The sequence below is a fragment of the Candidatus Polarisedimenticolia bacterium genome (assembly GCA_036001465.1).
Classification (GTDB): Bacteria; Acidobacteriota; Polarisedimenticolia; order Gp22-AA2; family Gp22-AA2; genus Gp22-AA3.
In genome coordinates this window covers 1-19965 of sequence record DASYUH010000053.1, presented here as the reverse complement: position 1 = coordinate 19965, position 19965 = coordinate 1, and the positions used below count along the sequence as shown (strand labels likewise).

General features: G+C 69.7%; 17 protein-coding genes. 13 read left to right on the top strand and 4 right to left on the bottom strand.

Annotation, left to right across the window (positions count from 1 at the left end; all coding sequences use genetic code 11):
* The first annotated feature begins 11 nt into the window (after positions 1-11).
* The 12 genes from VGV60_10735 (at position 12) to VGV60_10680 (ending at position 14706) form a co-directional block, all read left to right on the top strand.
* Complete coding sequence (locus VGV60_10735; GenBank protein HEV8701734.1) at positions 12-905, top strand: alpha/beta hydrolase; 894 nt, start codon at positions 12-14, stop codon at positions 903-905.
* Positions 902-1564 carry a hypothetical protein gene (locus tag VGV60_10730; protein ID HEV8701733.1) on the top strand — a complete coding sequence of 221 codons (663 nt, stop codon included), beginning with the start codon at positions 902-904 and terminating at the stop codon, positions 1562-1564. Before VGV60_10735 ends, VGV60_10730 begins: the two co-directional genes overlap by 4 nt.
* Before the next feature lies 1 nt (position 1565).
* Positions 1566-4499 carry a class I SAM-dependent methyltransferase gene (locus VGV60_10725; protein HEV8701732.1) on the top strand — a complete coding sequence of 978 codons (2934 nt, stop codon included), beginning with the start codon at positions 1566-1568 and terminating at the stop codon, positions 4497-4499.
* Positions 4492-5571 (top strand): methyltransferase domain-containing protein, encoded by a 1080-nt coding sequence (locus tag VGV60_10720; GenBank protein HEV8701731.1) that lies wholly within the window; start codon positions 4492-4494, stop codon positions 5569-5571. Before VGV60_10725 ends, VGV60_10720 begins: the two co-directional genes overlap by 8 nt.
* Before the next feature lie 26 nt (positions 5572-5597).
* Positions 5598-6383 (top strand): class I SAM-dependent methyltransferase, encoded by a 786-nt coding sequence (locus VGV60_10715; protein ID HEV8701730.1) that lies wholly within the window; start codon positions 5598-5600, stop codon positions 6381-6383.
* Complete coding sequence (locus VGV60_10710) at positions 6383-7315, top strand: class I SAM-dependent methyltransferase (GenBank protein ID HEV8701729.1); 933 nt, start codon at positions 6383-6385, stop codon at positions 7313-7315. Before VGV60_10715 ends, VGV60_10710 begins: the two co-directional genes overlap by 1 nt.
* Positions 7302-8153: an SDR family oxidoreductase gene (locus VGV60_10705; GenBank protein ID HEV8701728.1), complete on the top strand. Its 852-nt coding sequence runs from the start codon at positions 7302-7304 to the stop codon at positions 8151-8153. Before VGV60_10710 ends, VGV60_10705 begins: the two co-directional genes overlap by 14 nt.
* Positions 8150-8902, top strand: coding sequence for an SDR family oxidoreductase (locus VGV60_10700; GenBank protein ID HEV8701727.1), 753 nt, complete (start codon positions 8150-8152; stop codon positions 8900-8902). Before VGV60_10705 ends, VGV60_10700 begins: the two co-directional genes overlap by 4 nt.
* Before the next feature lie 13 nt (positions 8903-8915).
* A complete protein-coding gene (locus VGV60_10695; GenBank protein HEV8701726.1) occupies positions 8916-9878 on the top strand; it encodes a PHB depolymerase family esterase in 963 nt (320 codons plus the stop codon).
* Positions 9879-9894: 16 nt separating this feature from the next.
* Positions 9895-11031: a tetratricopeptide repeat protein gene (locus VGV60_10690; GenBank protein HEV8701725.1), complete on the top strand. Its 1137-nt coding sequence runs from the start codon at positions 9895-9897 to the stop codon at positions 11029-11031.
* Positions 11028-13364 (top strand): PqqD family peptide modification chaperone, encoded by a 2337-nt coding sequence (locus tag VGV60_10685; protein HEV8701724.1) that lies wholly within the window; start codon positions 11028-11030, stop codon positions 13362-13364. Before VGV60_10690 ends, VGV60_10685 begins: the two co-directional genes overlap by 4 nt.
* 322 nt (positions 13365-13686) lie before the next feature.
* Positions 13687-14706 (top strand): hypothetical protein, encoded by a 1020-nt coding sequence (locus VGV60_10680; protein HEV8701723.1) that lies wholly within the window; start codon positions 13687-13689, stop codon positions 14704-14706.
* Positions 14707-14710: 4 nt separating this feature from the next.
* Here the strand turns inward: VGV60_10680 and VGV60_10675 are convergent, their stop codons facing one another.
* The 3 genes from VGV60_10675 to VGV60_10665 all read right to left on the bottom strand — a co-directional run bounded on the left by VGV60_10675 (position 14711) and on the right by VGV60_10665 (position 18633).
* On the bottom strand, positions 14711-16756 hold the full coding sequence (locus VGV60_10675; GenBank protein ID HEV8701722.1) for a PAS domain S-box protein: 2046 nt from the start codon (positions 16754-16756) through the stop codon (positions 14711-14713).
* Positions 16756-17223 (bottom strand): GAF domain-containing protein, encoded by a 468-nt coding sequence (locus tag VGV60_10670; protein ID HEV8701721.1) that lies wholly within the window; start codon positions 17221-17223, stop codon positions 16756-16758. Before VGV60_10670 ends, VGV60_10675 begins: the two co-directional genes overlap by 1 nt.
* A gap of 225 nt (positions 17224-17448) precedes the next feature.
* Complete coding sequence (locus VGV60_10665) at positions 17449-18633, bottom strand: zinc-dependent metalloprotease family protein (protein ID HEV8701720.1); 1185 nt, start codon at positions 18631-18633, stop codon at positions 17449-17451.
* A 266-nt stretch (positions 18634-18899) separates the two neighbouring features.
* Between VGV60_10665 and VGV60_10660 the strand changes: the two genes are divergently transcribed.
* Positions 18900-19109 (top strand): dodecin family protein, encoded by a 210-nt coding sequence (locus VGV60_10660; GenBank protein HEV8701719.1) that lies wholly within the window; start codon positions 18900-18902, stop codon positions 19107-19109.
* A 100-nt stretch (positions 19110-19209) separates the two neighbouring features.
* Here VGV60_10660 and VGV60_10655 read toward each other — a convergent pair.
* The coding region (locus tag VGV60_10655; protein HEV8701718.1) for a hypothetical protein at positions 19210-19965 on the bottom strand (756 nt) is incomplete at its 5' end.

Below are 19965 nucleotides of genomic sequence, written 5' to 3'. Positions count from 1 at the left end.
AGAATCTGACGATGCCGCAGGCCGTGCTCGACGGAACCCGCATTCATTACCAGAGCGTGGGGGAGGGTCCCGACCTGGTGATGGTGCACGGCATCGCCGCCAACATGGCGTTCTGGTTCCCGCGCATCGCCCGGGAGCTGGCGCGCCGGCACCGCGTGACGGTGTACGACCTGCGGGGGCACGGCATGTCCGCCATGCCCCCTTCGGGCTACACGCCCGCCGACATGGCGACCGATCTGGGGAGACTCATGGATCATGCCGGAATCGGGCGCGCCGATCTGGTCGGCCACAGCTTCGGTGGCACGGTCTGTCTCGAGTTCGCCGCGCGCCATCCCGATCGGGTGCGCTCGCTGACGCTGGCGGACGCGACCGTCCATGCGCTCCAGTCGATCGATTCGGGGCAGGACTGGGCCTACTGGAAGGCTTGGCGCGGGCAGCTCGAGTCGATCGGGATCAAGGTCCAGGCCGGGACCCCGAAGGCGACCTTCGGGCTCCTGGAGGAGCTGGCCGAGCCGGGGCTCGAAAAAGCCCGGCAGACGAAACACGCGGGGGATTTCTTCGTGCCGTTCGGCCGCTGGAACGGCGCCCGGCGCACCGCCAACCAGTGGCTCCGGCTCCTGCGCACGACGGAGGCCTGGAAGGAGATGCAGTCGGGCGGCCCGACCCTGGACGAGATCCGGAAGCTCGATCGGCCCGCGCTCCTGATGTTCGGCGAGCGTTCGCGCTGGCTCCGGACCTGCCACGCCCTGGCGCAGGCCCTGCCGGGCTCCGAGACGGTCATCGTTCCGGCCGCGGGGCATTTCTTTCCGCTCCTGAAGCCCCTGGTGTTCGTGGCGCACCTCGCGGCGTTTCTCGAACGCGTCACGCAGGGGGCCCCCGTCTCCGTGGCGGAGGCGCGGCCATGAAGAACCTGCAGCTGATGCTGCACCTGCAGCGCCTTCTGGACGGCGAGCTTCCCGACACGGGGCTGGACGATCTCGAGGACCTGGGCACCGACGATCTGGAAGGGGGCGAGGCCTCGGACCTCGACGATCTCGCGCCCATCATGGAGGAGCTGGACGAGATGAACGCGGAACGGGACGATCCCCTGGACGGGCTCGACACGGATCTGGACGGCATGGAGGCCTTGCTCGAGCCGGACGATCCCGGCGGCGCCCTGGGACAGGGGGGGGCCGACGACGATCTGGCGCGCCTGGAGGAGCTGATCCGGCCGGCGGGCTCGCCGGGCGCGGGTCGCTCCCGGGCGGCGGCGTCCGCGCGGCGCCCCGCGTCCGGGAGGTCCGGGGCGTCCGGCCGCGGGGCCGGGGGCCGGAGGCGCGACGGCCGCCTGCAGCGGCTGCTGCGCGTGCTCGACGACGCCGACGACACCGATCCCGTGGAGGAGGACGTCAGGCGCCTGCGCCGCCTCGTCACCTCTCGGATGGCCGCCGGCGGACCGGCCGGACGCAGAGACCCGTTCGACCCGGTGATCCTGAGGCGCCGGGAGCAGATCCGCGAGTTCCTGGGTGCCTGGCGTGAGACGCTGCGCGCGGCGCGCCGCCGGGACCGCGAGGACAAGCCCTGAGATGATCGAGCCCGCGCCCCGCACCGGGAAGAACGCCCCCTCCCCGAGGGAAGGCCGGCCCACCGGCCTGCGCCGCGGCAACTTCCGGCTCATGGCCGACGGGGGGTTCGGCGATCCGCGCAACAGCTATGCGCACTGCATGAACTGGTTCCGCGGCCGGCTGTACGTCGGGACGACGCGCAACATCTTCCAGCTCGTCAGCATCGCCCCCGACCAGTCGACCGACGCCTTCCACCTGTGGCCCGTGCCGGTCCCCCGCGGCCTGGACGCCACGGGGCTGGAGCAGAACTGCCAGATCTGGCGCTCGTCCCCTCTCGGCGGCCCGTTCGAGATGGCGTTCGAGTCGCCCCGCATCGACTCGCAGGACGGCCGGTACAAGGTGTGGCGGGACTTCGGCTACCGCAGCATGGTGGTCTGCCGGACCGAGAGCGACGACGCCGAGGCGCTGTACGTCAGCACGATGTCGTCGTCCAAGGCGCCCGGGGCCCTCATCCTGCGATCGCCGGACGGCGAGCGCTTCGAGGCGGTGACCGACCCCGGCATCGGCGACAGCCGGATCAGCTCGTACCGCGCCCTGATCGGCTTCAAGGGACGGCTGTTCGCGGCGCCCGCCGGCAGCGGGCGCATGTGGGCCAGCGCCTTTCCAGGGGTCGTGCTCGAGTGCCGCGACCCGCGCAAGAAGGAGTGGCGCGCCGCCTCCGAGCCGGGGTTCGGGGATGCGACGAGCGCCGGCGTGTTCGAGATGGCGGTGTTCGACGGACACCTTTACGCGGGAGTCGCCAACCCCTACACCGGCATCCAGGTCTGGAAGACCGATGCCTCCGGCAATCCCCCCTACCGCTGGACGAAGGTGCTCTCCGACGGAGCCGGCAGAGGGAAGCTGAACCAGGCGGTCATGTCGATGTGCCCCTTCAAGGACGCCCTGTACGTCGGCACCGGGATCAGGCGGGGCGGTTACGACCGCGAGTTCGAGACCGGCCCCGCGGCCGGGGAGCTGATCCGCATCTTCCCCGACGATCGCTGGGAGCTCGTCATGGGACAGGAGCGCCGGATCGGCGGGACCGACATGAAGCCGCTCGGCGGCCTGGGCCCGGGGTTCGACAACGGGTTCAACGGCTACATCTGGTGCATGACGGAGCACGACGGCTGCCTGTACGTCGGCACGTACGACTCGAGCATCTTCGTCTGGTGGATCGATCCGAACCGCGTGCCCAAGGGGGTGCATCCTCGCCTGCGCCTCCTCGGCGCCCAGAAGATCGTCGACCGCGAGGCCGGCTTCGACCTGTGGCGCACCCCCGACGGCGTGCACTGGTTCGAGGTCAGCCGCGACGGGTTCGGCAATCCGTACAACTACGGCGTGCGCACCCTGCACGGGCGCCCGGAGGGCCTGTTCGTCGGCACCGCCAACCCGTTCGGCCCCCAGGTCGCCGTGCGGACCGCCACCGGCTGGACCTATGCCGACAACCCGCGCGGAGGCTGCGAGGTCTGGATGGGCCGGCCCGACATCGAGCCGGACGAGGATCGGCCCGCCCACACCATCTCCGGCGGGGCGGTCAACGTGCACTACGACCGCGCCATGTACGAGCACCCGCTCCTGCGCACGGGCGAGTACTTCAGCTTCAGCCACTACTCGAACTACGGTTTCTGGGAGGAGGACACGCCGAGCCAGAAGGAGGCGTGCGAGAACCTGATGGAGCGGCTGCTGGGCTTCCTGCCCGGGCGGGCCGGCCGGATTCTCGACGTCGCCTGCGGGCTGGGGGCCACGTCCCGTTACCTGGGCGGCCAGTTCGGGCCCGGGAACGTCACCGGCATCAACATCTCGGACAAGCAGATCGCCACCTGCTACCAGACGGCGCCGGGCTGCGAGTTCCTGGTGATGGACGCGACCCAGCTCGACTTCGAGGACGAGAGCTTCGACAACATCCTCTGCGTCGAGGCGGCGTTCCACTTCAGGACGCGGGCCCGCTTCCTGCGCGAGGCGCTGCGGGTGCTGAAACCGGGCGGGCGGCTCGTCCTGTCGGACATGCTGTTCACGCAGGCGGCCATGGAGAAGAGCCCCGTCCTGCACCCGAAGAACTACGTCTCCGGACCGGGTCAGTACCGGGCCGCGCTCGGGGCGGCCGGGTTCGAGGACGCCTGCGTGGTGGACGCCACCGAGGAGTGCTTCATCCGGTGCAACGACCATTTCATCCGCTACGCCGTGGGGAAATACCAGGACGACGAGATCGACGCCGCCGGCTTGAGCTCGGTCATGGCGAACCGGCTGGCGCTTCTCCTGAGCCTGCGCTACTACGTGCTCGCCGGCGCGCGCAAGCCCCCGGGAGCGCGGGTGCGGGGCCGGGACGGCGAGCCCTCGGCCGCCCCGGGAAAGACGGGACAGTTGAAGGCATTTGAGCGGGAGGCCTACAGGCCTTCCTGGCTGGAGGCGTTCATGAAGCGTGACGGGAAGAAGGCGGTCGAAACGCGGGGCCGGGTGCGGCGGTCGGCGAAAGCGCACTGGCTCCTGGCCTCGGTGACCAAGAGGCAGAGCCAGCTGCACCGCGAGCTGGCGCTTCTCCTCGACAAGGAGGCCGAGGCGCACGACGCCATGGCGCGCTGGGACCAGGCCGCGGCCGGGGATGGGACGCGGGATGGATCGGCCGCGGGCGCGGCGGCCGGATCCGGCGCGACGGCGCCGGGCGCTCCCGGGGCGCATCCGTCCGATCTGCACGCCCCTCTGCCCGCGAGCGGCCCCGAATCGCCCGGCGACCGGAAGGCGGCCGGCGTCGCCCGCATCGAGGCGCGCGCGCACCGCGACCTGGCCCTGCGCGCCGACGCGCGCACGTTGTGGCACAAGACGGTCACGGCGCTTCTCCTGCGCAAGGGCATGCCGGACGGCCCGCGCGTGCACGTGTCGGCGGCGGACGCCTCGGACACCGGGGACGATCGTGACTGAACGCGGCACCGGGATCCGGTCGCACTACGAGCAGTGGATGTCGGAGGATTCGCTCCTGGGCCCCCAGGGCGAGTACTTCGAGGGGAGCTGCTTCGCGAACTACGGCTACTGGGAGACGGAGACCAGGGGGGCGCGCGAGGCCTGCGAGAACCTCATGGAGAAGCTCCTGGCCCTGGTCCCCGACAAGTCGGGGACCATTCTCGACGTGGCGTGCGGCGTCGGCGCCACGACGCGCCACCTGCTCCGTCACTACGCCCCCGAGAGGATCACGGCCGTCGATTTCGCCGAGAAGAACCTCGAGGTCGCGCGCCGGTTCACGCCCGGCTGCACCTTCCGGCAGATGGATGCGACGCGGCTGGACTTCCCCTCCGAATCGTTCGACACGGTGATCTGCGTCGAGGCGGCGTTCCACTTCCAGCCGCGCAGCCGCTTCCTGCAGGAGGCCTGGCGCGTCCTCAAGCCGGGCGGCCGGCTCGTCCTCGCCGACATCCTGTGCGAGCGCTGGGCCGATTCGGTGAGCCGGATGCTCCACCCGCAGAACCACGTGCGCGATCCGCAGGCGTACGCGGCGGTCCTGGTCCGCGCCGGATTCGACGATCCGGAAGTCCAGGACGTCACCGAGGAGAGCTGGGTGCGATCGAGCCGCTCGATCACCCGTTACCTGTGCGGGCTGTTCGAGGCGGGGCGCATCAACCGCAAGACGTACAACCAGTTCATGACCCGCCGGCTGGTCAGCGCCCTGAGCACCCGCTACTACGTCCTGGCGGCCGCTCCCAAGCCGGAGGTGCCGCGGGAAGACGACGGCGAGACGGCCGGCGTCGAGGAGACGGTGCCTCCCGGGGCCGAATGGCTGGGCCCCTCCCCCGGAAAGCCGAACGGGTTCCGCACCCTGGTCGATCACGCCCGCCTGGCCGGGACCGAGCGCGCCATGCGGCTGCGCCGCATGGCCCGCCTGGAGGAGGCCTGGGCGCAGATGCTCACCCGCGAAGGGGACCGGCCCGGCGCCCGCAAGCACGCGGCGCGCGCGCTCCTCTACCTCGAAGCGGCGCGCGCCCTGCGCCGGGCCCGGTAGATCGGCCGGGACGGAGAGCCACCCTCATGCCGGGCGCCCGCTTCGATCGGATCATCAACGAGCGTTACGACCGCTCCATGTACGGGGACCTGGCGCACGCCCTGTACGAGGGGAGCGACTTCCACAACCTCGGCTACTGGTCCCCGACGACGGGCTCGCTCAAGGAGGCGTGCGAGAACATGGTCGAGAAGCTCCTGTCGTTCATCCCCGACAAGACGGGGGGGATCCTCGACGTCGGTTGCGGGAAGGGGGCGACGACGCGTCACCTGCTCAGGAACTACCCGCCGGAGGCGGTGACGGCGATCAACATCTCGACGAAGCAGCTCGCCACCGGGCGCGCCAACGCCCCGGGCTGCGCCTTTTTGGCGATGGACGCGACGCGGCTCGCCTTCCCCGATGAATCGATCGACAATGCCATCTGTGTCGAAGCCTGCTCCGATTTCAACACGCGCGAGAAATTCCTCTACGAAGCCTACCGCGTGCTCCGCCCCGGCGGGAGGCTGGTCTTCTCGGACATCCTGGTGGAGTGGTGGCTGGAGAGCCGCTCGCCGGCGCGGCGCGGCGCGAACTTCGTCCGCGGGATCGCCGAGTACCGGGCCCTGTTCCGCCGCGTCGGGTTCCGCCGGGTCGAGGTGGAGGACGCGACCGACCGGGTCCTCGTGCCGTACGTGCGGCATTACACGCGCTTCCTGAGGCGGCGGTTCGACGCCGGCACGATCGATCGCAAGGGCTACAACCGGGCCATGGCCGCCCTCGGCCTGACCCTTTTCTGGATGCGACACTACGTGGTCGGATGGGCGCTCAAGAGCTGATGGACAACGCGGCCGCCGGTCCGGGGACGATCGACACGTCGTACGACCCGTTCTCCCGGGAGCCGTCGTACGTCGAGCTGAACCGGGATTTCGTCCGGAGCCTGGAGCTCGGCGGCGTGCCGCGCTCCGGCGGGATCCGTGTCCTCGACCTGGCGTGCGGCACCGGGACCATGACCGAGCTGCTGCTCGACGAGCTTCGCGGGCCGGATCGGATCCTCGGCGTGGACCTGTCGCGGGCGTCCCTGGCCCACGCGCGCCGCCGGCTGCTCGAAGCCCCCGTCGAGCCGAGGCGCGCGGACCGGGTGCGGCTGGTCAACGCTTCGGCGGACCGCCTGCCGGTCCTGTCCGCGGACGCCGACGTGGTCCTGATGGGCAACGCCATCCACTACTTCAAGGAGCCGGGGCCGCTCCTCGACGAGGTCCATCGCGTCCTGCGCCCCGGCGGCCTGTTCGCCTTCAACACCTCCTTCTTCGCCGGGACGTTCCTTCCCGGAACGGAGCGCTTCTACGAGGAGTGGGTCAAGGAGGCGCTCAAGTATGTCCTGCGCCGGGACGCCGAGGAGCGGAGCCAGGGGCGGCCGGGCCTCACGCGCGCCCGCGGGCGGGGGGACGCCCCTTTCCTGCGCCGCTGGCCCTCCCCCGACGAGTACACCGCCGCCCTGACGGGCCGCGGGTTCGCCATAAGGAGCGTGAACCGGCGCACCGCGGTCATGACCCGCAGCTCGTTCGAGGCGATCGGCGCCTATGCAGGATGCGCCGGCGCCCTCCTGAGCGGCTTCCCCGTCCCCCTGGCGAGCGAGGCGCTGGCGCGATCGGTCGCCCCGGTCCTCGAAGCCACCGGCCGGCAGACGGTCCCGCGGCTGTGGCTCGAGGTGATCGCCGTGCGGAACGGCGAGGCGACCGGGCCGGGAGGATCGCATGACGCCGCCTGAGGGCCCCCCGCCGTCCACGGTCCCGGACGCCGGGCCGCCCCTGCTCGGCAAGGTCGCCGTGGTGACCGGCGGCAGCAGCGGCATCGGCCGCTCGGCCGCCGTCGCCTTCGCGCGCGCGGGGGCCTCGGTGGTGGCCGTCGGGCGCAGCGCCTCCCGCCTGGAGGAGACGATCGCGGAGGCCGGGAAGGCCGGCACGGCGCCCGGAGCCGGGCACCTGTCCCTGGTGCTCGACGTGGGGAGCGAAGAGGACATGGCGCGGATGGCCGATCGCGTGCTCGAGCGCTTCGGCCGCATCGACATCCTGCTCGCCTCGGCCGGCATCCTGAGAAGCGGCAAGGGCCCGAAGACGGCGACCGAGCTCACGCTTCTCGACTGGAACGCCATCCTGCGCACCAACCTGCGCGGCACGTTCCTGTCGAACCGCGCCGTCCTGCCGGCGATGACGAGCCAGAAGAGCGGCGACATCATCAATGTCTCGTCCACCTCCGGGTTGCGCGGCTTCGCCTACGACGCCGCCTACTGCGCCTCGAAGTTCGGCATCATCGGCCTGAGCGAATCGCTGTCCGAAGAGGTGCGGCGCTCCGGCATCCGCGTGACGACCATCTGTCCCGGCCCGGCGTCGACGGCGATGTGGGACCAGAACCTGCCGGTCCCCCCGCCCGAGAAGACCATGCCGGTCGAGCGGGTCACCGAGCTCATCCTGTACACCGTCCTGCTGCCGCGCGACACGGTGCTGCACAACCCGGTCATCGTTCCCCTGCGCAGCCACCGCCGGCCCGCCTTCCGGGCCCCCGGCCCCGGGGCCTCGATCGGACGGGGCGAGGAGCCGGTCGCGTGAGCGGGCGTCTCGAGGGACAGGCGGCGATCGTCACGGGTGGCGCCAGCGGCATCGGGCTGGCGGTCGCGTCGCGTCTCGTGCGCGAGGGGGCCTCCGTCCTGGTGGCCGACGTGAGCCCGGAGCGCACCGCGGAGACCGTCCGAGGCCTTTTGGCCGGGCGCCCGGGGGCGGCGGTTTTCGGCCGGGCCGTGGACGTGCGGCGGGAAGACCAGGTGAACGCCATGCGGGACGAGGCCCTCGAGCGCTTCGGCCGCATCGACATCCTGGTGGCGAGCGCCGGCATCCTGCGCGGCGTGCCGGGCAAGCCGCAGACGCTCGCCGACACCTCCGCGGACGCCTGGGACCGGGTGATCGAGACGAACCTCACCGGCATGTTCCTGACCATCCGCGCCGTCCTTCCGGTCATGCAGAAGCAGAGGCGCGGCAACATCATCACGCTGTCCTCCATGTCGGGGCGCAAGGGGGTCGCCTGCGACTCGGCGTACTGCGCCTCCAAGTTCGGCGTCATCGGGCTGTCCGAGAGCCTGGCGGAGGAGGTCCGTCCGTACGGCATCCGCGTGCAGTCGGTCCTCCCCGAGGTCGTGGACACTCCGATCCTGGCCCAGAACGGCCCCATCTTCCGGCCCAGGGACATGCTGTCGGCGGAGCGCGTCGCCGACTTCATCCTGTATCTTGTGGCCTTGCCCGAAGACACGTGGCTGCTCAATCCCGTGATCGCGCCGTCCCGTGCCCGGCGCTCCACGACATGAGGAGGAGGACCACTTGAGACTTCCGTCCACCATCGCGGGCCCTCTCGTCGCCCTGCCGCTCTGCCTGTTCGCCGTCTGCACCTATGCCCGTCCGTCCGCGCCCCCCGAGGCGCCGCCCGCCCGGGGCGAGTGCACCCTCAAGCCGGGGGACAGCAACCGGACCATCATGGTGAAGGGGAAGAAGCGCGAGTACGTCCTCCACGTGCCGCCGTCCGGCGCGGGCAGGGCGCGGCCGATGGTGATCACCCTGCACGGCGGCGCCGGGTCCGGCCCGAACGTGAAGGGATTTTCCATGATGGACCCGGCGGCGGACGCGAACGGGTTCATCGCCGCCTACCCCTCGGGAATGAAAGGCCTCATCGGCGGGACCTGGAACGCCGCGGAGTGCTGCGGGCTGGCGATGGAGAAGGGATCGCCGGACATCGAGTTCATGTCGGCCCTGATCGACGAGCTGGTCGGGACGGGGTGCGTCGACCCGAAGAGGGTGTACGCCACCGGCATCTCGAACGGCGGCATGTTCGCCAACAACCTGGCGTGCGACCTGTCCGACAAGATCGCCGCCATCGCCCCGATCTCGGGGGCGATGATGGACTCCACCTGCACGCCGAAGCGCCCGGTCTCGGTCCTCATCTACCACGGCACGGGGGACAAGTTCGTCCCCTACAAGGGGGGCGGGGACTTCAAGGGGGCCGGCGCCAGGCACCCCTTCCCCTCGGTGGAGGAGTTCCTGCAGACCTGGCTGAAGATCGACCGCTGCTCGCAGGACCACCGGCCGCTCTACAACAAGGGAGAGGTCTCCTGCGAGGTGTACGACCGCTGCGCCGACGGCACCGCGGTCGGGCTCTGCCGCATCGAGGGGGGCGGCCATTCCTGGCCGGGCGGCAAGCCGGTCATGACCTGGTACATCGGCAAGACGACCAAGGACATCTCGAACGACGTGATGTTGAAGTTCTTCGCCGAACACCCGATGCCGTAGGGCTTTGAGAATAGCGATGCGACCCGATTCGGACGAGACGAACGAACCCGGCGAGCCGCCGATCCCGCGGCTTCGCCCCATGGGGAAGGGACCCGAGACGCGCATCGTCATCGGCAACCTGTATCTGAAGCAGAAGAAGTACGCCGAGGCGATCCGGGAGTTCGAGGCGGCCCTCGAGGAGAAGCCCGACTCCGCCATGGCGCACTTCGGTCTCGGAAACGTCTACCTGAGGCAGAGGCAGGGGGACCGCGCCGCCGCGTGCTACGCCGCGGCCCTGGAGCACAATCCCGACCTGGCCGAGGCCCACTACTGTCTCGGACTCATCCACCTCCAGGAGAAGCGCCTGGACGAGGCCGCGGAGGAGTTTCTCCTGGTCCTGCGGCAGAACCCGGACCGCCCCTTCGTCCACTTCACCCTGGGGAACGTCTATCTGGCCCAGAAGCGCCACGTCGAGGCGGCCGAGGAGTTCAGGGAAACGCTCCGCCTGAAGCCCGATTTCCTCCTCGCCTCGTTCCGCCTCGGCCGGGCCCACCTGGCCATGGGCCAGGACGCCGAGGCCTTCCAGGCGTACGAGGGGGCGCTGCAGACGAACCCGCAGCTCGCGACGGCGCACGTGCAGCTCGGAGACCTGCTGGCCTCGGGCAGGAGGCACGCCGAGGCGATCGCCGAGTTCGAGGCCGCGCTGGCCATCCGCCCCACCCTGGTCGTGGCCCGCCTGAGGATCGGCGATCTGCATGCCGAGCAGGGGAAATACGCCGGGGCCCTGGCGGCGTACCAGGAGGCGCTGCGCCTCAAGCCGAACCGCGCCGGCGTCCATCTCCGGATCGGCAACCTGCACCTGGCGCGCGACCGGCCCGCCGAGGCGATCGCCGCCTTCCAGGAAGCGATCCGGCACAACCGGCTCTACGCCGAGGCCCACCGGCGGCTGGGGAACGCCCACGCGCAGCAGGCGGACTACACGCGCGCCATCGCCGAGTACCACGCATCGATCCGGATCAACGCCCGCAAGGCGGCGGCGCACCTCGACCTGGGGGATGCCTTCCGGGCGCTGAACGACGCCCGGAGCGCGGCCGCGGCCTACCGCAAGGCGCTCGAGATCGAGCCCGGCCTCGAGGCCGCGAAGGAACGCCTGGCGAAGGTCGAGGTCGGATGAGCGGCCGAGATGAAGGGTTCGCGGAGGGGCTGCCCCGACTGAGGAGCGACGTGGAGCATTTCTCCTGGCCGGCCAGGGGGGAGATGCCCGCGCAGCACTTCGTCCGCGACCCGAAGACCCTCCTCGTGTTCGAGTGCGGCGAGGCGGGCGCCTTCCTGTGCGAGAAGCTGGACGGCCGGACGTCCCTCGACGACATCTACGCCCTCTACGGCGAGAAGTTCGGGGCGCCGCTCCGCGAGAAGGACTTCGAGGTGTTCCTGGGCCAGCTGGCCGATCAGGGGCTCCTGGCCGACGTGAGCGCCCGGCAGCGGCGACGCACCTTCGCCGAGATCCTCGACCCCGAGGTCTTCCTGCCGCTCGCCCGGATCAGGCTGATGAAGGGAGACCGTTTCCTGGCGGCCCTCGGCCGCCGCCTCGGGTGGCTGTTCAGCCGCCCGGCGCAGTACGCCGGGGCCGCCGCGCTCGCCGCCTCCTCCGTCATCCTGGCGCTCCGCTTCGGCGCCTACACCCATGCCGTCTGGCTCCACTGGTCGCCCGGGTTCGTCGCCCTCACCATGGCGCTGTCGTGCTTCGTGGTCCAGAGCCCGCGGGCGCTGGTGCACGGCATCATGTGCAAGCGCTGCGGCGGGCAGGTCTCCGGAATCGGGCTGGGGCTTCTCTACTACGTCATGCCCGCCCTGTACTGCGACTGGGGGGAGATCATCTGGGTCGCCGGGAAGGAGAAGCGCCGCTGGGCGATCTTCTCCGGCATCTTCTACCAGCTCCTGGTCTGGGGAGTGGGGACGATCGGCTGGTGGCTGACCGCCCCCGGTTCCGCGGCCAACCTCTTCTGGCTGTCGATGTCGTTCGCCGCCGGGATGGGTCTCCTGCTCTTCGGGGCCAACCCGCTCGTCCAGATGGACGGCTACCTTCTCCTCGTCAGCATCATCGGGGTGCCGCGCCTGCGCGAGCGCTCGCTCGCCATCCTCGGCTCGTGGACGCTCAGGCGGCCCCTCCCCGAGATCCTCACGCGGCGCGAGAAACGCTGGTTCCTGCTCTACGGGGCCCTCACGTTCTTCTACGCCTTCCTGCACCTGGGGGTCGTGCTGTGGATGTTCTGGAGCCAGCTCACGCCGGCGTACGAAGGGGCCGGCGCGATCGCCACGATCCTGGTGGCGGTCTACTTCGCCCAGAAGCCGCTGTTCCACGTCCTCATGAAGCTGCGCCCGTTCCGCTGGCTGTGCGCGCGCGGCGGCGGCCCGCTCCGCTGGGGGGCGCGCCTGGCGCTGGCCGGCGCCATCGCCGCCCTCGGATTCATCCCCGTCGCCTACGAGACCGGCGGGCCGTTCCGCTTCCTGCCGAGGCAGCGCGCGGAGATCCGCTCCGAGGTCGAGGGGGTCGTCGAGCAGGTCCTGGTGAGCGAGGGGCAGTGGGTCGAGGCCGGCCAGCCGCTGGCCCTCCTCTCCGGGCGGGCCTCGACGCGGAACCTGGTCGCCGCGCAGGGCCAGGTCGACAGGGTGCGGGCGGAGCTGGCTCTCGTCGAGAGCGGCGCCAGGCCGGAGCAGATCGAGCGCGTGCGGGCCGGCGTGCGCAAGGCCCAGGCGGCCCTGGCGTGGAGCAAGCCGCGCGCCGAGCGCGTGACCCGCCTCTTCGAGGACGGCCTGGTCTCGGAGAAGGACTACGAGAACGCCCTGCACCAGCGCGACATGGACGCCTCCCGGCTGCAGGAGGCGCTCGCCGACCTCGACCTGATCATCAGCCCGTCCCGCGAGGAGCAGGTGCGTGCGCTCCTCGCCGATCAGAAGGCGCTGCAGGCCCTGGCGGACGACTACCTCGCCGATCTCGAAAGCACCACGCTGTCGAGCCCCATCGCCGGACGCGTCGTCACGCCCGACGTCGAGCTGGTCTCCGGCATGTACCTGAAGCCCGGACAGCGCGACCTGGTGATGGAGATCGAGGACGCGCGCACGGTGCGGGCCGAGGTGGAAGTGAGCGAGGAGGAGGTCAGCGAGGTCCGGCCCGGGGCGCCCGTCCGCCTGATCGCCTGGACGTGGCACGATACCCCGATTGAAGGCCGCGTGGTGAGCATCGCCCCCGTCGCGGCCCCCGCATCACGGACCTCGACCACCGCGATCGTCCAGGAGGACTCGGCCGATCTCGCCGCCCTGCAGATCCCCGGCGCCTCGACCCGCGTCCTGCGCGTGGTGACCGAGGTCCCGAACCCCGACGGCCTCCTCAAGTCCGACATGACCGGCTACGCCAAGATCGCCGCCGGCCGGCGCCCGCTCTGGGACGTGATCTTCCGCCCCGCCATCCGCTGGGCCCGCGTCAAGGCCTGGTACTGGATACCCTGAGAGCCCCTCCGACCGTCCGCCCGGGCCCCTGACCCGCGTAGCTTCTATGATGGCCGGCCGTCGGTTCGTAGAGGCTATGAATGACCGCGGGCGCTTCAAGGCCCGCAATCCATGATTCCCCCCGGGATCGGCGTGGAACGCGATTTGCAAACTTCCCGGGGTCCGATCAACACGACTGCTGCGGGCCGCCGCGCCTGCTCGAGGGGGAGTCATGAAAGCGCATCGTTTGCCCGTCCGCATGGCTCTCGCCGCGGGTATGGTCCTGGCCGGCTTCGCGCTCGGCCCCCGGCCGGCCTACGCCCAGGGTTGAGTCGCCGCGAGAATGAACGCGCCCGTGCTCGGCGCGGAAGAGGCCTTCGGCAAGCCGGACAGCTGGTCCGTGGCGTTCTCGTGGCGCTACCAGAAGTCCGATCGCCATTTCACCGGAAGCCATGAAGACACCGAACGCCAGGCCGAGGGGAGCCAGGTCATCAACCGGATCCACCAGCTCGAGCTGGCGATCACCCGGACGTACACCCCTCGCTGGAGCCTGACGGTCGGGATCCCCTATCTGATGGCGGTCCGATCGCAGGCGATCCGCGACCCGTTCCAGCCCCCCAACCAGTTCGGCAACGACCCGGTCGTCATGCGCTCCGAGACGCAGGCGCGGGGCATGGGCGACATCAGCATCACGCCGCGGCGCTGGATGTTCGATCCGACCAAGCAGACGAAATACAACATCGCGCTGGGCTTCGGGGTCAAGCTGCCCACGGGCGCCGACAACGTGCACGACACCCGGGTGATTCGCGACACGACGCCGACCGTGCCGGGCACGTTCGAGACCGAGAACGTGGTCCGCACCGTGGACCAGTCGATCCAGCCCGGCGACGGCGGCTTCGGCACGATCATGGATCTGCAGGGTTTCTACCGCTTCGCCAAGAACAAAGGCGCGCTCTATGTCACCGGGACGTATCTGATCAATCCCGAAGGCAAGAACGGCGTCGCGACCTACCGGAGCGGCGCCGGAGAGGAGATCATGTCCGTCGCGGACCAGTACCTCTACCGGGGGGGCGTGACCTGGTTTCCCACGCAGCACATCGGGCTGAGCCTGGGTGGACGCATGGAGGGGATTCCGACTCACGACCTGATAGGCGACAGCCACGGCTTCCGCCGCCCGGGCTACGCCACCTCCGTCGAGCCGGGCTTCAGCTACAGCAAGGGCTCCTACACCGTTTCGTTGATGGTTCCCTGGGCGCTGCACCGCGACAGGGTCAGGAGCGTCCCGGACATCGAAGACGGCGGCCAGGGGGACGCCGCGTTCGCGGATTACGTGGTGCTGGCCGGGTTCATCCGCCGGTTCTGAAGACTCACGGGGCCGGCCGATCCAGGACCTCACGGACTTTCTGCGTGAGCGACTCGATCGTGAAGGGCTTCTGGAGATAGGCCACCCCGGCCTCGAGCATGCCGTGCCGGGCGATGGCATCCCCCATGTACCCCGACATGTAGAGCACCTTCGCCGCCGGGCGGACCTTCGCCAAGTGTCCGGCCAGCACCCGGCCGCTCATCTCGGGCATGACGACGTCGGTGAGCACGAGGTGGATGACGTCGTCGTACCGCTCGCAGATCTGGAGAGCCTCGCGGCCTCCCTGCGCCTCGAGGACCTTGTAGCCGCGTGTCTCGAGGATCTCCCGCGCCAGGGAGCGGACGATCTCCTCGTCTTCCACGAGCAGGATGGTCTCGGACACCCCCGACGCCTGGATCGGCGCCCTGGGCGGCCTGTCCGGCGCGATCGCCTCGTCCACGCGCGGCACGTAGATCTTGAACGTCGTTCCGTGTCCCACTTCGCTGTAGACCCAGATGTAGCCGCCGCTCTGCTTCACGATCCCATAGACGGTCGCCAGGCCCAGCCCCGTCCCCTTCCCCTGCTCCTTGGTGGTGAAGAACGGCTCGAAGATGCGGGTCTGCGTGTCGCGGTTCATCCCCGTCCCGTTGTCGCTGACCACCAGCAGGACGTAACGGCCCGGCTGCGTCGGAACGTGCTGCCGGGCATAGGCCTCGTCGACGTCGGCATTCTGGGTCTCGATGAGGAGCTTCCCGCCCTGCGCCATGGCGTCCCTGGCGTTGACGACGAGGTTCATGACCACCTGCTCGATCTGTCCCGGGTCGGCCTTGACGTGCCCGAGATCCGGGCCCAGCTTCGTCCCGAGGTTGATGTCCTCGCCGATCAGGCGCTGCAACATCGGCAGGAGATTGCTGATGACCGAATTGAGATTCAGGACCTTCGGCGCCAGCACCTGACGGCGGCTGAACGCCAGGAGCTGGTGGGTGAGCGCCGTGGCGCGCGCCGAAGCGTCCTTGATGACCTCGAGCTCCCTCCGCGTCGAGTCGTCCGGGGCAAGGCGCAGGCGCAGGAGGTCGCAGCGCCCGCCGATGACGGTCAGGAGGTTGTTGAAGTCGTGCGCGATCCCGCCGGCCAGCAGCCCGACCGCCTCCATCTTCTGCGACTGGCGCAGCTGCTCCTCGCTCTTGCGCAGGGCCTCCTCGGCCTTCCGGCGCTCGCTCAGATCGCGGACGTAGCCCGTGAACAAGGGTGTCCCGGGCAGCGGGATCCGCGTGATGATGATCTCCACGGGGAACTCGGTCCCGTCCCGGCGCATGGCGGTCATCTCCAGACGGCGGTTCGCCATCCGGCTCTCCCCCGTCCGGACGGTGCGCTCCAGCCCCGCCCGGTGCTTCCCGCGCAGGTTCTCCGGGATGATGAGCTCCGCCATTTCCCGGCCCATCGCCTCGGCCCGCGCATACCCGAACATCTGCTCCGCGGCCCGGTTGAACTCCGTGATCTTCCCGAGATGATCGATGGTGAGAATGGCGTCCAGGGCCGTGTCCAGGATGGCCCCCTTGCGGGCCTCGCTCTGGCGCAGGACCCTCAGGTCCGACACGTCCTGCAGCATGACGATCGACTCATCGACCGCCCCGGCCAGCGATCGGATGGGCATCGCCGTGACGTAGATGTCCCGGGATCCCCCGCCCGTCTCCAGCCGCATCTCATGGTGGGCCACCGTTCCGGAGGTGAAGGCCCGCGCGGCGGGACACTCCTCGCACGGCTCCGGACGAACGCACAGGATCGAGTTGCAGGCCTTGCCGAGGATCGAGCCCGCGTCGTTCGCGCCGCCGAACCGCCTGCCGAACATCTCGTTGGCCCAGACCACCCGGAGCGACGAGTCGAAGGAGACGAAGCCCGCGTCCGTGTGGTGCAGGAGCGCGGAGAGCTTCTGCCGCTCCCGCTCGAGGACTCTCAGCCTCTCGTCGAGCGAGCGCAGACGCCGTTCGCCTTCGGCGACCTTCCGCTCGTGGGCGCTCTCGGAGAGGTCGGGGTCGGCTGCCTTGCGGGCGTTCCGGGACGCGGCACCCATTACGGGTCCACCGTCTTGAGGTAGGCTCCGGCCAGGTAATCGGCCACCTGTTCCACTTCGGCGACGGTGGCCGCATCGAAGGCGTCCAGGTCGTGGCTGTCGATGTCGATCTGCGCGAAGATCCGGTCCCCCTTGCGGATCAGAACGACCAGCTCCGAGCGCGTCGACGTCGAGCAGGCCAGGTAGTTGGGGGCCTTCGAGACGTCCGGGACGACGATGTTGCGCTTCTCCGCCACCGCCGTGCCGCAGATCCCGCGGCCCACGGCGATGAAGACGTGATCGGTGGGGGCGCCGATGAACGGTCCCAGCCGCAGGACGCTGTCGGGATACAGCTCGTAGATGCCCGTCCAGTGAAACCTCGGATTGGATCGGTGCAGGTGGTCGACCGCGGCGGCCAGCATCTTCTCCAAGCCGGCCCCCTCGTTCATCATGGTCTCGAGCGCCCGGCAGATCTGCTTTCCGGTCACACCAACCCCCGAGGTGATACGCCTCCCAATATCGAACCTGGGGCCGTTTCGTGCAACCTCATGGTGGTGCGGAGGTTGTTGCAGACAGCGGCCGACCCCGGGCGGGGGTCCGGGGTCGGCTCAACGAACTAGACTAAGCCACCTATTTACTATAATTTATGTGACAAATCCCACAAGCTCTGCACCACCACGGTCGTCATCCGGTTGACGTAGGACCGCCGGCGCTCAGGGGGCCGCGTACCCTACCGCGTGCCCGCGGACGACCGCCCCGCTGAGGACTCCGAAGTTCAGCGACGCGAAGTTGACCGCGTTGAACATCAGCGTGCACGGGGAAAGATCGTTGGGGCCGGCGCTCGACAGGTTCCCCTCCACGCAATTGGCGTAGTGGTGGTGCGCCCCCATCAGGTGCCCCATCTCGTGCGCCATGACTTCGGCCGTCGCATCGACGTTGGGGTTGAGGCCCAGAGCGTTCAGCGTGCCGGTCGTCCCGGTCTGCGGATCCTCGATCGAGCGGATGTCGCTGACGACGAAGAACGAATGCTCGTCGAAGCGGACGCCGCCGATGCAGTCGGCCTGCCCGACCACCGTCGCGCCGCCGGCGATGGCCTGCATCTCCTTGGTCGTGAATACGCCGACCAGATCGATCCCCCGAGGGGGGACCCCGCCCACCGTCGCCTTGGCCGCGGCGATGAGGTCCTCCGAGACCGAGGACGTGTAGGAGACGGCCTTCGTTTTTTTCAGGACCAGGTTGATGCCGAGCGGCGCGTACGACTCGGCGGCGCGCGCCATCAGCTGTCCGGCGACGGTCGCGTCGGTGCCGTCGAGGAGCAGCATGACGGAGAGCTCGATGGACTGCCCGGCGTCGGTCACCCCGGGGACGCCGGCGTCCGACGGGACCGCCTCGAGGCAATCGGCCCCGTCGGCGTCGACCGCCTGCTCGCGGGTCTTCATGGCGACGCCCCGGTAGGTCGAGCCGGGGGTGATGAGGAACGGCTGCACCCGCACTTCGTAGAACGTCGAACTGGTGTTCTCGATCACGACCGATTCGTTGCCGTCGCCGTCCGCCTGGCTCGCGACCAGGACCCCCTGGTCATCGTAGACGAACAGGTCGTAGTCGTCGTCTTCGAACCCCGCCTCGGGCGAAATGGCGATCAGGACCCGCCGGATCGAGCCGCCGTCGATGGTCAGGCGGAAGTGATCGCACAGCGGATCGGAGCTCGTCGCGCAGGCGGCTGGATTGGGGGCGTAGAAGGTGCCCGTCCAGGTCGCCTCGTCGTTGCTGCCGCTGAGCGTGCCGCTGGACGGCTCGGCCGCTCGTATCGTCGCCGCAGGTCCGGCGATCAGCATGAGGATTGCGGCGATGCCGTACGGAAGACTTCGAAGGATCGATCCAATGCACCGCTGGCTCATGGCCTCACTCCTCCCTTAGGTTGTGGGACGCTCGACGCGACACGCGGCCACTCAATTTCGCGGCAGATATACGCCGTCGGCGTCCGCGAGTCTTTCAGGTGATCACCTGATTGGCAGGCGGGAAAACACGGATGTCGCCGGGGTGAATCCCCGGGCACCGGAAGAGCGGTTCCCGGTGTAGGCTGCAGGCGCACGGCCTCGCTGCGGATCGACCGCCCGAGGACCGCATTCAATCGCCGGGAGCAGGCGGCCCGGAGGAGGACCGAATGGCCGAAAGCGTCTACAAGATCATCGAGCTGGTCGGAACGAGCAGCGAGTCCTGGGAAAAGGCGGCGGCCGCGGCCGTCAAGCGCGCCTCGCAGACCCTCAGGGATCTGAGGGTCGCGGAGGTGGCCACGCTCGACATGCAGATCAAGGACGGCAAGGTCGAGGCCTACCGCGCCAAGCTGAAGGTCTCGTTCAAGTACGAAGGCTAGGAGCCTGCCCGAGGATTCGGGCAGGCTCCCGGGCCAGCCCGGGGCCGGCCGCTTCCACAGCCGCGCCGGCCCCAGGCGCCTTCCCCATGGGTCGGACATTCTACGGCGCGGTGGCGTCCGGGAACGGAGGGCGCCTGATGAGAGTCGGGCGCGGCTCCGCGTGGACGTCGATTTGCGTGTCGAAGCACCTCGAGCCGTTCTGCGACAGGAGGGCGTCGATGAGCGGGAAGGCGTCGCCGCCCGCGATCCAGCCGCTGTCGTAGCGCGCCGGCTCCTCCCGGCCCACGGAGAGCAGGAGCGACAGGCGCTGCTGCGACGCCCCGTCCCCGCCGAACGTGTAGAAGCCGGCCCCCCGGATCGGCGTCCCCGAGGACGTGGTGGCCAGGGGACTCCGCTGCACGAGCCAGCGGACGTCGACCACGGCGAACTGTCTGAAGGGCGCCTCCGACGCGAGGGAAACCAGGGCGAAGTTCCCCTTGATCGGCAACAGCGGACCGATGACACAGTCACACATCTCGAAGCAGCCGCGCTGGAAGGTACTCTTCTCCGTCAGCCGGTAGGGAGTGACCTGGTCGGCGGGGACGGGCGACGCATGGATTCTGAAGACGGTGTCGAAACAGTATTGGTTGTTGATCGAGATCGTGATCGCGATCACCGGGAAGGGGGCCGGGCCGGTCACGAGACCGCTGGTGAAGCGCTCGACCTTGTTGTCCCCGACCTTCAGGTCGAGCGTCAGCTCCTGCTGCAGCGCGAACTCGCCGCCGATCCGGTAGGTGCCGGACCCGGTGATGAAGGTCTCGGTCCCGCCGAGATTGACCGACCAGTTGATCCCGGTGACGGTGTAGTTCGTGAACAG